Genomic DNA, 17845 nt, shown 5'->3' with positions numbered 1-17845 from the left:
AACGATTATTTGGTAACGATAACTTTTTTGGTGAAGCTTTCGCCTGCTCTGGTTACAAATTTAACCAGGTAAGCGCCAGATTCGTAGTTACGTACATTTAACTGAAGAGTTTCAGCTTTGGTTACATTCTGTTCGAATACGACCTGACCTACATAGTTGTATACAACTACCTGGCTGATATTGCTGCTCAGGTCAATGTTTACTACGTTGTTTGATGGGTTAGGATAAATGTTAACATTGCTGATAGCTGGGTTTTCAACACCTACCAATACGTCAACACATGCTTCGTTTGAATGTTCTGACTCACCGCAAAGGCTGTATACAGCTGTTACTGTGTAGCAGTAGTTACCCGGGGTACCTGGGGTATCCTGGTAGGTGTTCTCAAGTACTAGCTCGCTGTTTACCTGAACGCCTTCTCTGTATACATTGTATCCAAGGAATGCGCGGTTTCTGCCGGCTTCTGACCTGTTTACATTTACGGCTACCGGTGATGATACCAGGTTAGCTGAAGTTGCTTTGCTGATTACACTGCTCTGTACAGGTACATTTGCAGTGGCTGCGGTTGCTTCTCCAATGTGTGTCTCAATTAACCATGAGTAAGGAATGTAGTTATTCAGGTTATCCCATACACCATCAAGGAATACTAAGTCACTGTTTGGTGTGCCGGCATAATTCTGTGCACCACATGGGTAAGCATCATAGTTGCTTACTGTGTAACCTACTCTGTATGATTTGGTTGCATCAATTACTACTGGTGAGTTGAAGGATAGCTCATTCCATGATTCGCCTACGATGGTGCTCGTTACAGCTTCTTCACGAATTAGGGTTGTGCCTTCCCATACCTGAAGCAGGATGTTGCCAACACTGCCTGTTCCGTAATAAATGTTTACCTTATCAAATGCTCTTCCGTTATATGCAGCCAAATCAGCAGGATTCCACTGTACAGCTACGGTAATCGGGCTAAAGTCGGTTAAGCCGATAGCATCTGCATATACACCGTCGCCATATGACAACCATGCGCCTGCAAAACTATTCCAGGTCAAAATTGCAGTTGCAGGATCTTCTGCCAATACGGCGGTTAAATCAACCGGTGCTACGCAATCTTCGGTAAGTGATACTTCAATGCAGTTTGCATCTGAACATGATTCAGCGCCACTTTCATATACGTAAGTAATGCAATAGTTATATGTACCTGGCTCAACAGCTGCATCTACATAGAATGTATCTGCTACCATCTCTGCAATCATCATACCATCACGGTAAATGTTGGCTCCTACAAATGCATCTTCTACACGGCTTACACGACTTACGTCCTGTTTTACAACAGCACTGGTCAATGAAGCATTGTGGTTAGCTATACGTGCGGTGGCTGCTGGAGCCTGTAACACGTCAAAGTTTACTGGTGTTGCTCTTACGTCGCCATTAGCGGTGTAAATGTAAGCTTCCATCAGGAAGTTTCCAATGGTAGATGAACCAATGGCATTTACATCTGATAATGAACCAAAGATTGAACCCTGTGGGTTAGAAGCATCGTCTGATGACATATCAGGATATGCATCGGTAGATGAGTTGCTCAGCGGCTCCATCAAAATAGCAACGGTATTAGCGCCACCTGTTGATACGTTACCTAACTCAACGCCCATTTCCCATGTGTCGTTACCGGTGGTCTGGAATGGACCGAAGGTGCCGATGAGGGTTTTGGTATCCCAGTTATATACATGAATCTTGTAATTCCATGTTCCGTTTAAGCCCCATGATGCATGGTGGAAATCTACACTGTTTAACAGTGCATCAGGATATGCGCTCATGTCATATGCTACACCGTAACCGTAACCAAACTGCTGATAGTATCCATTTGCAGGTGCTCCCGGATTCTGGCTAATCTGTACAAGTTCTAATGGTAATGCATCTGACCAGGTCAGTAATACGTCGGTTTCATCAATAACTTCACCGTTGAACTGTGCAGGACCCGGGAAGCTATCGCATGGAAGGTAAGTCCAGGTATACTGCATTTTTGCGGATATACCAGTGGTGTATACTGCTGCTACTTCTGACAGATACTCCTGACCTGGTACCAGGTTCTCAGTTGCATACTGGTGGAAGGTTTCTTCTGTATCGGCTGCAAATACTCCGTCGATCCATACTTTGTAGTTCTGTAATGAACGGGCGTTGGTTTCAGTTGCCTGTGTAATTGATACATTGTCAACTGCCCAGTACCAGTTCCATCCTGGTGATACATAATGGAAACGTACCTGGAAGGCAGCATTCATGTATTCAGTAACATCAATAACCTGATGGTTTGCACTTGCCCATGAGCCTGCATCAGCAGTCTGGTTAAGAACAGTAATCCATTCAGTACCATTGAATACTTCAACTGTACATACTTCGTTTGAAGCAAATCTGTTATAATACTGGTCAAACTGAAGGAATAATGCATCTGCATTAGAAGCATCAACAACAGGAGAAATTAACATTTCATCCATAGTTGTGCCTGATCCAGCTTCGTCAGAATCAACAAAAGCAAATGGAGTACCATCAAGTGATGCACCAGCTGTCTGAGGATTGGTTGCAGGAGTTTCCATGTACCAGGTGTCAGCAGCATTTGCGCCTGTACCACCATTAACAATGGTCCATGTTTCAGGAATACCAGCGTCGAAGTTTTCAACAAAATCTTCGAAAGGAATAACGCCACCATTTCTCCATGTAGCATAACCAGTTGGGGTTACATAAAGATCTGCAACTGGCAGGAGCTGTTCTTCAAGAATCCATTCAAAAGCTTCAGGACCATCAATTACATAACCTGTAATAGCAATAGGCTCAAATCCGTTTTTAACAACAGAAATGTCATAGGTTCCTTTGCGGAATTCTTCCCATGCATATACGCCGGTTGCATCAAGTGTAACTTCGTAAGTCAAAGCTAAATCAGGCTCTGATGTGTTGGTGAACATAACCTCTGTTTCTTCGGGGCTGTCAAGACTTGTGGTGCTAACAGCTACGCTAACATTGGTAATCATGTCTTTATCAAGACAGTTAGAGAATACGATTTCTGATGCATTCTGCTCATATTCAGCTACAACGCCCCATTTGTAAACACCAGCTGTGGCAGCACCCCAGGTGTTGTCAGTAAACTGCTGATCCAAAGTGAAACCTAAGAACTGAAGGTCACCAGTTGCGCAAGTGGTACGGTATACATTGTATCCAACCAATTCGCGGCTTGATGTAGCCTGTGCATATTCGGCTGATTTAGCCTGAATCATGCTTTCGGTCATACCAGCAGTTTTAAATGGCATGGCAGTTGAAACGCCAGCTGATACAGAAGCTGTATAAGCAGCTCTGCTAACAGTGTTGGTTACTGTTACGTCGTCCAGTTTAAGGAAGTACATATCAGTTACATTGGTATGCTGGAAAGCAATGTAAATAGTCTGTCCTGCAAATGCAGACAAATCAACTACAACTTCTCCCCAGGTAGCTGGTGAAACAGCTGAGTGGATGGTTGTGGTGAAATCAGCAACAGCATTACCTGTTGTTGAAACTTTTACATAATACTGTTCTGCTGCATATGCAGGATCCTGTCCGTCAACCCAGAAGCTGAGTTGTGAATTTGCTGTAATTGCAAGTGCAGGAGAAACAAGCCAGTTATTAGGTGTTAATGCACCTACACCATTTACATAAGAAGCACTTGTCATACAGTAAAGTCCGGTATGAGCATCAAATGTTGTATAGTTGGCAGCTGTGTTTTCCCAGTTATACATATCACCATCAACATTGTAGGTTACCCAACCTGTTGGTAGTGTTCCGGCTTCGAAACCTTCGAAGAAATCTTCGGTTGTTCCTGTTCCGCCACCACCATTGCCGCTCCAGTCAATCTGGGCAACATTGTCTGACAGTTCGGTTGCAACAACTGTTCCAACTGAATAAGGATACTCCATCAAAATGAAGTTTTCAGTTACTGTAGCAGTTGTAGGAATGCTGATTCCTTCAAGTGATGCAGAAACATAACCTTCAGCGCTAACTTCATAATCATATGTACCAGCAAGAACTTCACCGGTATAGTTACCAGCAGCGTCGGTTGCAAATGTGAAAGTAATGGCACTGTTAGTTGTGTTGGTAAGAGTTACCTGAGCACCTTCGATGTTAGCACCACCGAGGTAAGCAGCTTCTTTTACATTACCGTTAACAAAACCGCCACCAATTACATTTACAGTTGCGCAAATGCTGGCTGGGCATGTTTCAGCACCGCTTTCGTAAACGAATGTAATGCAGTAAGTATGGTTACCAAATGCTAAGTCAGCATCAAGATAGCTTGTACCTTCAACTTCAGCAATAACTTCACCGTCGCGGGTAATGCGGGCAAAATCAACAGCATCGGTATCACGGTTAGCTGGCATTGTCCAGGTAACAGCAACATTTGTAGTTCCTTCAACCTGTACTGCGGCGAAGTTCTGTGGTGTAGCGTAGTTATCGCAGGCAATATAAGTCCATGTGTATGATGCAAAAGCAGACTGACCAGTGCTGTAAACAGCAGCTACATCAGCTGTATATTCTGTACCATCAACAAGGGCTTCGCCATTGGTTCCAAACTGATATGAAGGATCTGTAACTTCAGCAACCAAAACACCAGCATGGAAAACTTTATATTTCAGGAATGAACGATCGTAAGGCATAGCATCACCAGCTTCCCATGTAGCCAATCCGGTTGGGGTTACATAAAGATTTGCAGGAGCTGCGAGTATTTCATCTAACAACCATTCGAATGAAGTCTGGTCGAAAATATTTACGTTAGTCTGATAAACACCAGTATAACCTCGTTTGCTTACTTCAATGTTATAAGTACCTCTGCGGAATTCATTCCATGAGAAAGTACCTGTAGCACCTAATAAAGTTGAATAGGTTAAATCAAGAGCAGGCTCAGAAGTGTTGGTAAACTCAACATAAGTACCGGCTGGGCTGTCAGCTGAATTGAGCGCAACAGTTACATCAACCATCGTATTCATGTCTTTGTCAAGTGAATTTGAAGCTACAGCAGGAGACTGGCTGGCTGAATAAACAGCCACTACGTTCCACTGGTAAACGCCCCAATCCTGAACACCCCAGTCAAAATCAACAAAACTATTCTGTACAGTATTTCCAACTAATACAGCAGTTTCAGGCTGATAGATTTTCTGACGCCAAACCTGGAATTCAACAAGTGAGCGACTTGCATCGTTGAAGCCCCACTCAAGAAGTACATTATTGGCATTCATTTCGCTGGCAATAACAAAATCAACAGGGTAAGGAACTTCATCAAGTTGGAAGTCGTTGGTTACGGTTGCATTGTGTGCAACAACAACACCACTGATGTTTTCGCCGATGAAACCTTCAGCAGCAACAGCAATAGCATAAGTACCAGCATAAACCTGTGAAGTATAGAATCCGTTGGCAGCAGTAGTAAGGTTATAAGTTCCTGCAGGACCACTAACAACAACAGTTGCACCAGCAATAGCAGTTGTTGGATTTAATGATTCAGTAACAGTACCTCTAACAATACCTACACCTTTAGTTGTAACAACAGCAGGAACTGAAGGAGCAGATTCACCTTCATCGTAAACAGCAGTAACTGTATATGAGAAGGTTGCATTTCTGGCAAGACCGGATTGAGCAAAAGTAGTACCGGTTAACAGAGCGGTATTCTGTTTTGATCCATTGCGATATACATTGTAACCAAGGAATGAGCGGTTTGTATTGGGAGTCCAGCTCAGGTTAACAGCAACGGTAGGAGTTGTTGGAGAAAGGTCAACAACTGAAGCAGTTACTCCGGTAGGAACATCAATGGTGGTGGTGAAACCCCAAACAGTTCCAGCGGTAGTACCTTGGGTATTGCGTGAAATTACCTGCCAGAAATATTGCATATTTGGCTGTAATCCGCTTAATACATAAGAAGTAGCAAGGTTAGAAGTAAAAGGAACAACAATCGTTGTTGGAGGATATGTAGTACCCAAAACGAGCTGATATTCATCTGTATAATCACCGAATGTCCAGTTAAGGGTCATTCCGTTGTTGATACTGTTGGCACCATCAGCAGGAACAGGATTGCTTGCAGCAACCGGAACCGGCATAGTAGCTGTGCTAACAGCAAGGTCATAAGAAGCACCGGTTGTACTAACAACCAGGTAATAAGAACCAGCAAAAAGCTGATAATTAGTAATAGCAGCAGTTCCGCTTACAAGCGCATTGCCTGCATCAGGACCACCAATACCATTGAAGCCAGCAGCATAAACAGCCATCTTGGCATCAGTTGCAGTCAAACCAACTGTTAACAGTTTGTCTGAAGTGGTAGTGATTTTATAAACCACATCTTTACCATCGGCTGTAGCACCGGGAAGATCATAAACATCATGGAAGTTAGTTGTTGCCACAGCTGCATAGTTAGCAGGATATGAGTTAATGACAAAAGCATTTTCCCATACATCTCCCTGAACGGGAGCGAAAGCTGTAGCAGCGATGTCAGCAACAGTTACTGCACGTGAGCTTCCCCAACGAGCAACATAACTTCCTGACAGAGCGCCTGCAGTTGCCTGGCCACTTGTAGTTAAGCCAACCTCAACTGATTCACCTTCTTCAAGGGTGATAGGGAGTACAGGGTTTTGCAAACCAAAGAATGCAGGAGCATCCAGTTCGCTGGCATCAATAGTAATTGCGCCAATACCTGTATTGGTAAGGGTGAAAACCCCCGGTTTCATCCAGGCATCAATCGGACGCTGTCCTAAATCAAGCACCTGAGGAGTTACTTCAAGGCTGGATTGAGCCTGCACCTGACCAGCGCCTACAAACAGGAGTAACCCCAGCATAGCAGCACCAAGCCATCGCATTAAAATAGAATTCTTGTTCATAATAGGTTTTTTTAGTTAAAAATTAAAGGGAACTTCCTTTAAAAAGTAATTGAGTTTGATTCATTTGCTGCTTTTGCAGCTTCTAACCCCTAGTCTGTTTGCCTTTACCCTCCTTTCACAATTTTAAAACAAGTTAATATTCAGTTAATTGATTATTTAAATTAAAAATGATTCAAAAAATGGTCCGGGAATTACACGATTTTATAGTTGTTAATTCAGCCTCAAATTGAAAATTAAATTGAAATTTTTATGACTGCACACTACAGAAATTCAACCAACACATATCTTATTATAATTTCCCCTATTTTTCTGTGAGTTCTATTACTCTCGTGAGTACCTTCTTTTATCAATCCGGGCAGAAAAATGAATAATTACTTATTCAAAAATTTCTGCTGGTAGGGAGCCATTCTCTATTTTTTTTCGCAATTCCGTTCAATCGGATAGGAGCATTTTTCGTTACATATAAAAAAAATAACCGGCAAGTCCTATAATTAAGGCTTACTGGCTATACTGCAGACTAATCTATTAATGTAAAAACAGTTATTCAAGTATTTCGAGTTTTAAGAGTTTTGAGGGTAACCTTGTACAGAAATCTTCCTATAAACTTTCAGTTGCACTTATTGTTCACCTCAATTTTAGTTAATTATTATCATATGTTTCACGATAGCCACTAACAACTTGATTACCAGAAACATTTTCGATTCAGACAACGAAAGCAAATGCCATTATTCAACTCACCCGTCTAATTCGTCACTTCAAAGACAACTGAAAGCAGATTTACCCCTATTCATCTTTGAAAAAAAAATTAGGAAATCCACTTTCCATCCAATCAATCCGGATTGTCTGACTTTATTTTCAACCATTCAATTTGATTTACCAAGGCTAGACCGAAAATTCATTGACACAACAATCAACCAATTTAAGATGCTTCAATGTATAATGACCCGGAAGATTATTCCTTGAATCACTGAATTCACTGCCACTTCAATCAATTTAAAGGCTGCAAAGGAACATAAATTTCATCAATTATGCCAACATAAACAGACCAATTTGCATTGTCATTACTTTCTCAACAATTACGAAACCCTTAAATTTTTAGCCATATGTTTCTTGCTATTACCACTTTAGATTCTACATTTGCAATTAATTCATAAAAAATAGTTTTACACACAACTCACCGATCATTATGAAAAGCTACATGCTGCTATTGATGGCCACTGTTTTAGCCGTTTTTTCAAGCTGCAAAAACAACCAAAAAGCGGAGAAAGACATGGACAACCCATTCTTTACCGAGTACACAACCCCATTTCAGGTGCCTCCCTTTGATAAAATTGACACCTCGCACTATATGCCGGCATTTATTGAAGGCATGAAACAACACAACGATGAGATTGCATCAATTGTAAACAATCAGGATGCTCCTACATTTGAAAATACAATTCTGGCCTTTGATAAGTCAGGAGAGCTTTTAACCAAAGTGAGCAAGGTTTTTTTCAATGTAATGCAAGCAAACACCAACGATAATTTGCAGTTGATTGCTCAGAAAATTTCGCCCATGCTTTCGCAGCACAATGACGAAATTTCAATGAATCCCAAACTATTTGAGCGCATAAAAGTCGTTTATGAAAAACGAAATGAATCGGGGCTTGATGCTCAGCAAATAAGAGTAACAGAAAAATACTACCGTGATTTTGAAAGACAGGGCGCAAACCTTTCAGCCGGGCAACAAGAACAGCTTAAAAAAATTAACGGGCAACTTGCCTCTCTGGGCCTGAAATTTGGCGACAATCTGCTGGCAGAAACCAACAAAAATTTCAAGCTTGTTATTGACAATCAGGCTGATTTGGACGGGCTACCTGAGGGAGTCATTTCTGCTGCTGCTGAAACAGCCAAAGCATCAGGCATGGATGGGAAATGGGTATTTACACTAGCCAAACCCAGCATGATTCCATTCCTGCAATATGCTAAAAACAGAGCTCTGCGTGAGAAAATCTATCGCGGCTACTTCATGCGTGGCAATAACAACAATGACAACGACAACAAAAAAGTGCTGTCTGAAATGATTCAGCTCAGAGCAGAAAAAGCAAAATTATTAGGTTATGACAACTATGCAGCCTATGTTATTGACGAAAATATGGCCAAAACAACATCCAATGTTGATGATTTCCTGAACAAACTGATGGTTGCTGCTCTTCCGGTTGCAAAGGCAGAACTTGTTGAAATGCAAAAAATTGCAGATGCTGAAGGAGCCAATTTCAAACTTGACTCATGGGACTGGTGGTTTTATGCCGAAAAACTTCGCAAACAGAAATATGATCTCGATGAAAATGAGCTGAAACCCTATTTCAGTCTCGACAATGTGCGCGACGGAATGTTTGCTGTAGCCGGCAAACTTTATGGAATTACATTTAATAAACTAACTGACCTGCCTGTTTATCAAAAAGATGTTGAAACATTTGAAGTGAAAGAATCTGATGGCTCACATCTGGGAATACTTTATCTGGACTATTACCCTCGTGATTCAAAAGGCGGCGGTGCCTGGTGTACAGATTTTCAGGCATCTGGATGGAAGAATGATAAAAAAATCGATCCGGTTATTTCTATTGTCTGCAACTTCACACCTCCTACCGGCGACATGCCTGCCCTCTTAAACTGGGACGAAACAACCACTCTGTTTCATGAATTTGGACATGCACTTCACGGATTATTTACACAAGGAAAATACACCCGTACTGCAGGTAATGTGCCACAGGATTATGTTGAACTTCCCTCACAGGTTATGGAAAACTGGGCCGGCGAACCCGAAGTTTTACGCATGTATGCCAAACATTACAAAACAGGTGAAGTTATTCCGGATGCTTTGATCACTAAAATTGAAAACAGCGGACTATTCAATCAGGGATTTGATAACGTTGAATACATTGCTGCTTCAATTCTGGATATGGACTACCATAAGCTTCCGGCGCCAGCAAATGTTGAAGATGTGGTAGCATTTGAAAAACAGGCCATGGATAAAATTGGACTGATTAGTGAAATCTGGCCACGTTACCGCTCAACCTATTTTGCGCATATTTTTGATGGTGGTTATGCTGCAGGGTATTATGTTTACCTTTGGGCTGCCGTGCTTGATGCTGATGCTTTTGATTATTTCAAACAGTCGGGCGACATTTTTAACAAAGAGTTAGCAGCCAGCTTCCGCAAAAACTGCCTGGCAGAAAATGGTGATGACGAAGGCATGATTCAATATAAAAAATTCAGAGGCCAGGAACCTTCACTTGAGCCATTGATGAAAAAAAGAGGACTAAAATAAATCTCTTCAGGATAAAACAAAAAAGGCGGGCATTTCAAACACCCGCCTTTTTTATTCAATTACCCCGGGATTATTTATTTCTTTAGCAATAGTTCAGCACGGGCAATGGCAAAATTGATATCAGAGCAAACATTATCATGGCCAACCAGTTCAAAGAACCCATTCTTTTCAAGAGCCTCATAAACTGATTTTACTGGACCTGAAATTATAACTGTTATTCCATTGCTTTTCGATTTCCTGATAAAACTTTTGAGATTGCTCATCCCTGTAGCATCGATAAAAGGCACTCTGTAAAGTCTGATAATCCTGATGCGGGGTCGTTTGGTAACCTGCATTTCAGCCTCTTCAAACTTATTGGCAACGCCAAAAAAGAAGGGACCATTCACTTCAAAAACTTCCACCTTTTCAGGAATTTTAAGTTTAGGTGGATTTTCATCAGCATCAGCTCTTTCATCCTCCACAGCCATATTAAGCACTTCAACGCCCGAAGTATCAATAACACGCTTGAGAAAAAGCAGAACAGCCAGCAAAAGTCCGAATTGAATGGCAACAGTCAAATCAATAAGTACAGTAAGAAAAAAGGTAGTCAGCAAAACGGCAACTTCATTTTTTGAATTTCTGAAAAGCCCTTTAAACGACCGCCACTCACTCATATTATAAGAAACAATCACCAGAATACCTGCAAGGCAACTCATCGGAATAAGCCTGGCCCATTTTCCAAAAAACAGCAAGATCAGCAACAGCACAATGGCATGAATCATGCCGGCAACAGGTGTTTTTCCTCCGTTGCGGATATTGGTCATGGTACGGGCAATAGCACCAGTGGCAGGAATGCCGCCAAAAAGCGGTGTAATAATATTGGCAATTCCCTGCCCGATAAGCTCCGTGTTGGAACGATGCCTGCCACCAGTAGCACCATCGGCTACCATGGCGCTAAGCAAAGATTCTATAGCACCCAGCATGGCAATGGTAAAAGCAGGAGCCAACAACAATCTGAAGGTTTCAAAACTTATAACCGGCAGAGATGGGAAGGGGATTGTTGCTTTAATTTCGCCAAAACGGGTTCCAATGGTATCAACCGGCAGTTGGAAGGCTGAAACAGCAATGGTACTCAACAGCAGTGCAATCAAAGTGCCGGGAATCTTTTTATTTATTTTGGGCCACATAACTGAAACCAGCACAGTAAACAAACCTATTCCCAATGTATAGATATTGATGGCATCAAAATGGTGAAAATAAAACTCCCATTTTGCGATAAAGTCGGCCGGAACGCTTTGAGTAACCTGCAACCCGAAGAAATCCTTAATCTGTGACGAAAAAATAACAACAGCAATGCCCGACGTAAATCCAACAACAATCGGATAAGGCATAAATTTGATGATGGTTCCTAGCTGCAGCAGCCCCATGGCCACCAGCATAAAACCAGCCATGATTGTGGCAATAATGAGACCTTCAACACCAAATTTCTCAACAATACCATAAACAATCACAATAAAGGCACCTGTTGGACCTCCAATCTGAACACGACTTCCTCCAAGGGCTGAAATAAGAAAACCAGCAATAACAGCCGTAATCAGACCTTTTTCAGGAGCCACTCCGGAAGCTATGCCAAAAGCAATGGCCAGCGGCAAGGCCACAACACCCACAATAATACCGGCTATAAGGTCAGATATAAAAGTCTGGCGGTTATAATCTTTTAGTGTTGTGAATATCTTTGGATGAAAAACCTGTGAAAATTTAAGAAACTCCAGACCTGACATAAAACACCTCCTTAAAAAGAAGGCGCAAAAGTATAAAAAACTACCATGGCTTATTTGCGAATTGAATTCAATTTTTTCAAATCAATTCTTAAAGCATACTATATCTGACCGATAACGCTAAAAAAATTTAAATCCTGAGCTATTCAGGAATATTCAAATCATTTACATTGAATTTCCAGGTTTGCTCATCATGATTCATCGTTTTTGTAATTAAAATTAAAATCACATCAATGAAGAAAAGCCCGGCCAAAAATCATTGACCAATGAAATCAGGCCCGTAAAATAAACATCTTGTATAGCTCAAAATCTTTACAAGCTGAAGACTATATTTTTGGCGTTCAACTAAATATTTGTTATCTTAGCAAAGAGTTTTACACTCAGAAAAAGCATATTTTTAACTTCACACTTGCAGCTGTGGGTTTAGTTACCTCTTTCTGAAAAAACCATTACCAGGCAACCAATTTGCTAACTATTTACAACCTTAAAAATAATTTCTCCACAAACTCAGTTACCTCAAAATTAGCTCAACTTCTACAAAAACCAATATTACCGGCGGGTTTTGCAAACTTGAAAACTAAAAAAGATGAGCAATTGTGACAACCATATACAGGAACTATCTAATGAAATTAAACGGCTGAAATCAGCGATTGAATTTCTGGAGAAAAAAAATAAAGACCTGGAAAACGAATTAGCTACCCGCTCTGACCCTAAAAAAAACAAATGGAGAAAGGAGTATGAACAACAATTAGTGGAGAGCGAAGAAATTTTTTCGAGCTTTCTGGAGAACAGCCCCATTTATATATTTTTTAAAGACAAGCACATCCGCCCAATCAAATTAAGCAAGAACTATGAATCGATGCTGGGGCTTCCGCTCGACAAAATCCTGGGCCGGACTATGGATGAATTATTCCCCAGCGAATTGGCCGCAAAAATGGCACAGGACGATATGAAAGTTCTGCAAAAAGGCGAACCAATTAAAATTGATGAAGAGCTTAATAACAAGTATTACACTACCATTAAGTTTCCGGTTTTCATCAACGGGAAGCCCAAATATCTGGCTGGCTACACCATTGACAATACTGAACAAAAACTATCGGAGCAAGCGCTGCGCGATAGTGAACAAAGATTCCGGAAGGTATATTCAGAAGGAACATTTCCAATTGCCATGCTTAACCGGCAAATGGTTTTCATACGTGCCAACCACGCTTTCTGCGAAACATTCGGATATTCAGAAGAAGAGCTCATGCAGATGTCGTTTAAAACAATTACGCATCCCGAACATATTGAGAAAGATCTTGAATCCATTAATCAGCTCCTTGAAAACAAAATTAATGTTTACAGGACTGAAAAACGATATATTACAAAAGATGACCGGATTGTATGGGGAAATGTGCAGGTTAGCATTGTTTCCGACTCCAAAGGACAGTTTCTTTATTTTCTGGTGATGGTCAACAATATCACCAATTATAAATTAGCTGAGGCTGAAATCAGATATAAAAACGAACAGCTTGAAAAATCAAATGCCGAGAAAGACAAGTTCTTCTCTATTATAGCACACGATCTCCGGAGCCCGTTTAATGCATTTCTTGGCTTTACTGAAATGATGGCTGACGACTTACAGACGATGACCCTGGACGAAATTCAGCAAATCGCTACTGAAATGAAGAACTCGGCCAATAACCTTTACCACTTACTCGAAAACTTATTGGACTGGTCAATGATACGCCGGGGGATAAAAACATTTAAACCCGAACAACTTAAATTGGTTGATGTTACCAATGAATGCATTCTTACCCTGTCTGACTCTTTCCGCAAAAAAAGTTTAAAGTTAAGCATGCAAATACCCTCAGACGTACTACTTACAGCTGACTCAAACATGCTGGGGACTGTCATCAGGAATTTACTTTCCAATGCAGCCAAGTTTACTCCTTTTGGCGGTCATATCAAGATTACAGCCCATATTGAAGACAGTCAGTTTGTACACATGACCATTGAAGACTCCGGAATTGGAATGAACAGCGAAATGCTGAAAAACCTTTTCAGCTACAGCACAAAAGTAAACAGACGCGGCACCGAAGGCGAACCAAGCACCGGACTGGGACTGCTGCTTTGTAAAGAACTAATTGAAAAACACGGCGGAAGTATTCAGGTTGAAAGTACTGTTAGCGAAGGAAGCAAGTTTTCAATTGCTCTGCCGCTGGATTATAATTCAGGCATCCGTAAAGATTAAATAGAAAATAATTTTATAGTCCGGGAAAGCTTCGACTGATTATGATCCTACACACCTTAAGTCAATCGCAGTAAGTTATAACTAATCTCAGCAAAATGAATACTTTTATCCTCTGAATCAACAAACATCTGAAAACGCTTCATTTTTATCAAACCAGCTTTTAATGAAAGAAAAACATGATTCATTTTCAATTCTAAGAGCCGAAAACTCGCAACTGAAAAAAGAATTGGAAGCGCTGCAAACCACCTTATTACAATCTGAGGCAAAAAACAAGGAGTCTATTTCCAGTCTGCATGGACAATTAAAAAGGCAGGAGCACTTAAACAATTATGCATCGGCTCTTTCCAATGAACCGGAAAGCACTTTTTACCCTTTCATTATTTCAGAAATCACAAAAATTTTTGAAGCAGAATCTGCCATTATCTCCGTTTTCAACGAAAAAACGTCGGAACTTGAGGTAAAATACACCAATCTCAACCGCACAAATAAATCCATCATATCCAGGGCGCTGGGCAAAAAAATATCGGAACTCAAAATACCCGTCACACCTGAGCAGTATAACCTGATAACTGACTTGCCCTACACGGTAGTAAACTCGCTGAGTGAGCTGACTTTTGGCGCCATATCAGAAACCGTTGGCCGGCTTATTGAACGTACGCTGCATTTGAGCTGGCACATAGGCATTGGCCTGGTATTTAATCAAAAACTTATCGGCACCATTGTTTTAACCGGCAACACTAAACAACCCAAACCAGAGAACAACGAAATTGCAGCATTCTCAAGTATAACAGCCAATGTAATCGGGCGAAGGATTAGCGAAAAAGCGCTTTATGAAAGCGAAACGCAATTTTTACAATTGCTGAACGAAGCGCCTGTCGGATTTCAGACACTTGATTCCAAAGGAAATATTACCAGTGTAAACCAATTATGGGTAAGCATACTGGGTTACAAACAGCAGGAAGCTGCCGGAAAGCCTTTTGCGCACTTCCTTTCACCCAAATCAGCAGAACTTTTCAATAAAAAAATACCAACAATTCTCAGGCAGGGATATTTCAGCTGCGAGCTTGAATTTATTCATCAGGAAGGGCAGGTCATTAAAACAGAAATCCATTTTAAAACAGGATATGATATAAATGGCAGAGCTAACCAGATACTTTGCCTTTTTAAAGACTTAAGGATACAGCAAATAGCAGAGAAATTAGCTTCGGAACAGGAAGAAATCTACAAAGCCGTAGCAAATCATATTGCCAACTGGGAATCATGGTTTGACAATACCGGGCGCGTCATATGGACAAACCCGGCAGCTTTCCAGTATACAGGTTATACACCTGATGAAATACTGGCAATGCCTGATTACATTTCAACGCTTGTAGCTGAAGAAGATCAGGCACGCATTCGTAAAGAATTAAAAAACATAATTGCCGGGAAAAAAGGCCAGAATCTGGAATTCATTTGCAAACGTAAAGACCAATCGAGGTTTACCATTTTGATGACATGGAGTCACATTTCTGATAAAAACGGCAAAGCCATGGGCATCAGAACAAGCGGGTATGATATAACATTGCAAAGAAAAACAGAAGAAGCCTTTACCAAAAGCGAAAGCCTGTACAAACAAATGGTTGACAATGCGCCATTCGGGATGCATTTTTATGAAATCAACAACGACAACAAATTGATTTTCACAGGAGCCAATCCTGCTGCCAACAAAATACTGGGCATCGACAATTCAAAATTTAAAGGACTTACCATTGAAGAAGCTTTTCCCTCACTGGCAAAAACAAAGATCATCCAACATTATCGGAAGGCCGCCTTGAACAACAACACATGGGTTTCCGAACAAATTGAATACACCGACCAAAGAATCTCAGGGGCATTTGAAGTAAAAGCATTTCAGACAATACCCGGAAAAATGGTCGCCATCTTTACTGACATAACCAAACGAAAAAAAACAGAAGAAGCCCTGAACGAAAGCAGGCAACTTTTTGAAGCCCTTACACGGGTTTCTCCTGTCGGAATTTTCAGAACCGACCAATACGGTGAAACCACCTATGTAAATCCGAAATGGATGTCGCTTACAGGTTTGAACTTTGAAGATGCGCTTGATTCAAAATATCTGAATGCTATTCACCCAGACGACAGGTTTGACCGGATTGTAGAATGGAAAAACGCAGTGGCCGAACAAAAACCAATCGTTTCGGAATATCGGTTTCTTCGCAGCGATGGAAGCATTGTATGGGTTCAGGGTCATGCAGTTCCTGAATTTGCTGACAATAAGCTTAAAGGATACATAGGGTCAATTACCGATATCACGAACCTAAAACAGGTGGAAGCAGAAATGGTAAAGGCCAAAGAAAAAGCAGAAGCAAGCAACCGGCTCAAAACCACATTTATGGGCAACATTTCTCATGAAATCCGCACACCATTAAATGGCATCATTGGTTTTGCCGAATTAATCAGATCAGGCGACAACACGCCCGAAGAGAACGATGAATGTATGGAATATCTGAGCCACAGCATTAACAGGCTTACCAGAATTATTGACAATATTATGGATGTTTCGGTGATGATGTCAGGCAATATCAATATTAACAAAGAGAATTTTAAACCAGCTGATGTTATCCGCGACATTTTCAATAAATATGAGCCCGAAGCCCTCAAAAAGAAAATAGCCTTTCAGCTGCAATCACCTGAACAAGACGCCGAACAAACTGTAAACAGCGATAAATCACTGATTACAAGAGTTATTACCGAGCTTATTGACAATGCAATAAAATTCACCACCAAAGGAAAGGTAATACTGAAGTACGTTTTTCGCAATAACAAACTGCAGCTTCGAATCAGCGACACCGGCACCGGGGTTTCAAAAGAGTTCCTTCCCTATATTTTTGAGCCATTTCAGCAAGAGGATGTTTATTCGGCACGAACAAACAACAGCAATGGGCTGGGTTTATCCATCGTGCAGGAAGCAGTGAGGCTGCTCAATGGAACCATCTCAGCCGAATCAACCCTGGGCATCGGCACAACCATATCTGTTGAGCTGCCTGTTATGTACATTGAAACCATTGAAGTTGGAAAAACAACCCGAGAAAGACAAACAAAAGGTTCAGCACAACCCACCATTCTTGTAGTTGAAGATGAAGAAATTAACATGATATATATCAAGCGTCTGCTTCTACAGAAAAACTATAATGTGAAGCTTGCCAGTAATGGCTCCGACGCCATCAGCATGATAGAACAGGGCGCTGAAATTGACCTGATTCTGATGGACATGAAAATGCCCGGCATGGACGGATTCGAAACAACACGCATCATCAAAACCATTGCTCCGGAAATAAAAATAGCGGCCGTGACTGCTTATGCCAGTGAAGCCGACCACAACAGTTGTATTGAAGCCGGATGTGATGATTACATTTCCAAACCCTTCCAGAAAAACGACCTTTATCAACTTATTGAAAGAAATTACCCGAAACCGCAACAAGCTGAATAGCACCAGCCTAATTACACTTTAATAAAACAGTGGACCCAAACTGCTGATTTATAATTGGCAAGGTAGAGTTAATAGTACCAGGGGAAAGTAAACCTGATAGTACAAACTTTCATCCAACATATTATTTTCAGTTAAACTAACAGCAAACTGCTAAATTATTGTTTTCCATCTGTAACCTTTACATAATAC

The 17845-nt window shown here is 41.1% G+C and carries 5 protein-coding genes; 3 read left to right on the top strand and 2 right to left on the bottom strand.

The genetic code is table 11. The features are described 5' to 3' along the window. Positions 1–5: 5 nt before the first annotated feature. Positions 6–6869, bottom strand: coding sequence for a choice-of-anchor J domain-containing protein (locus tag H6541_11390; protein MCB9016391.1), 6864 nt, complete (start codon positions 6867–6869; stop codon positions 6–8). A gap of 1186 nt (positions 6870–8055) precedes the next feature. On the opposite strand from H6541_11390, the gene H6541_11385 reads away from it, so the two are divergent. After that, positions 8056–10179, top strand: coding sequence for a M3 family metallopeptidase (locus tag H6541_11385; GenBank protein ID MCB9016390.1), 2124 nt, complete (start codon positions 8056–8058; stop codon positions 10177–10179). Positions 10180–10253: 74 nt separating this feature from the next. Here H6541_11385 and H6541_11380 read toward each other — a convergent pair whose 3' ends face one another. Continuing rightward, positions 10254–11939 (bottom strand): STAS domain-containing protein, encoded by a 1686-nt coding sequence (locus tag H6541_11380; protein ID MCB9016389.1) that lies wholly within the window; start codon positions 11937–11939, stop codon positions 10254–10256. Positions 11940–12522: 583 nt separating this feature from the next. Here H6541_11380 and H6541_11375 point away from each other — a divergent pair. Beyond that, entirely contained in the window at positions 12523–14169 is a 1647-nt protein-coding gene (locus tag H6541_11375) for a PAS domain S-box protein (protein ID MCB9016388.1), read from the top strand. Between the two features lie 163 nt (positions 14170–14332). Next, on the top strand, positions 14333–17656 hold the full coding sequence (locus H6541_11370) for a PAS domain S-box protein (protein ID MCB9016387.1): 3324 nt from the start codon (positions 14333–14335) through the stop codon (positions 17654–17656). The last annotated feature ends 189 nt before the right edge of the window (positions 17657–17845 follow it).

It is taken from the genome of Lentimicrobiaceae bacterium, assembly GCA_020636745.1.
GTDB lineage: Bacteria > Bacteroidota > Bacteroidia > Bacteroidales > Lentimicrobiaceae > Lentimicrobium.
The sequence above is the reverse complement of the archived record's forward strand: the minus strand, read 5'-3'. Positions and strand labels throughout refer to the sequence as shown.

Coding starts and splice junctions, on each gene's coding strand:
- H6541_11380 (MCB9016389.1), bottom strand. CDS start 11,939: ATGTCAGGTCTGGAGTTTCTTAAATTTTCACAGGTTTTTCATCCAAAG.
- H6541_11375 (MCB9016388.1), top strand. CDS start 12,523: ATGAGCAATTGTGACAACCATATACAGGAACTATCTAATGAAATTAAA.
- H6541_11385 (MCB9016390.1), top strand. CDS start 8,056: ATGAAAAGCTACATGCTGCTATTGATGGCCACTGTTTTAGCCGTTTTT.
- H6541_11370 (MCB9016387.1), top strand. CDS start 14,333: ATGAAAGAAAAACATGATTCATTTTCAATTCTAAGAGCCGAAAACTCG.
- H6541_11390 (MCB9016391.1), bottom strand. CDS start 6,869: ATGAACAAGAATTCTATTTTAATGCGATGGCTTGGTGCTGCTATGCTG.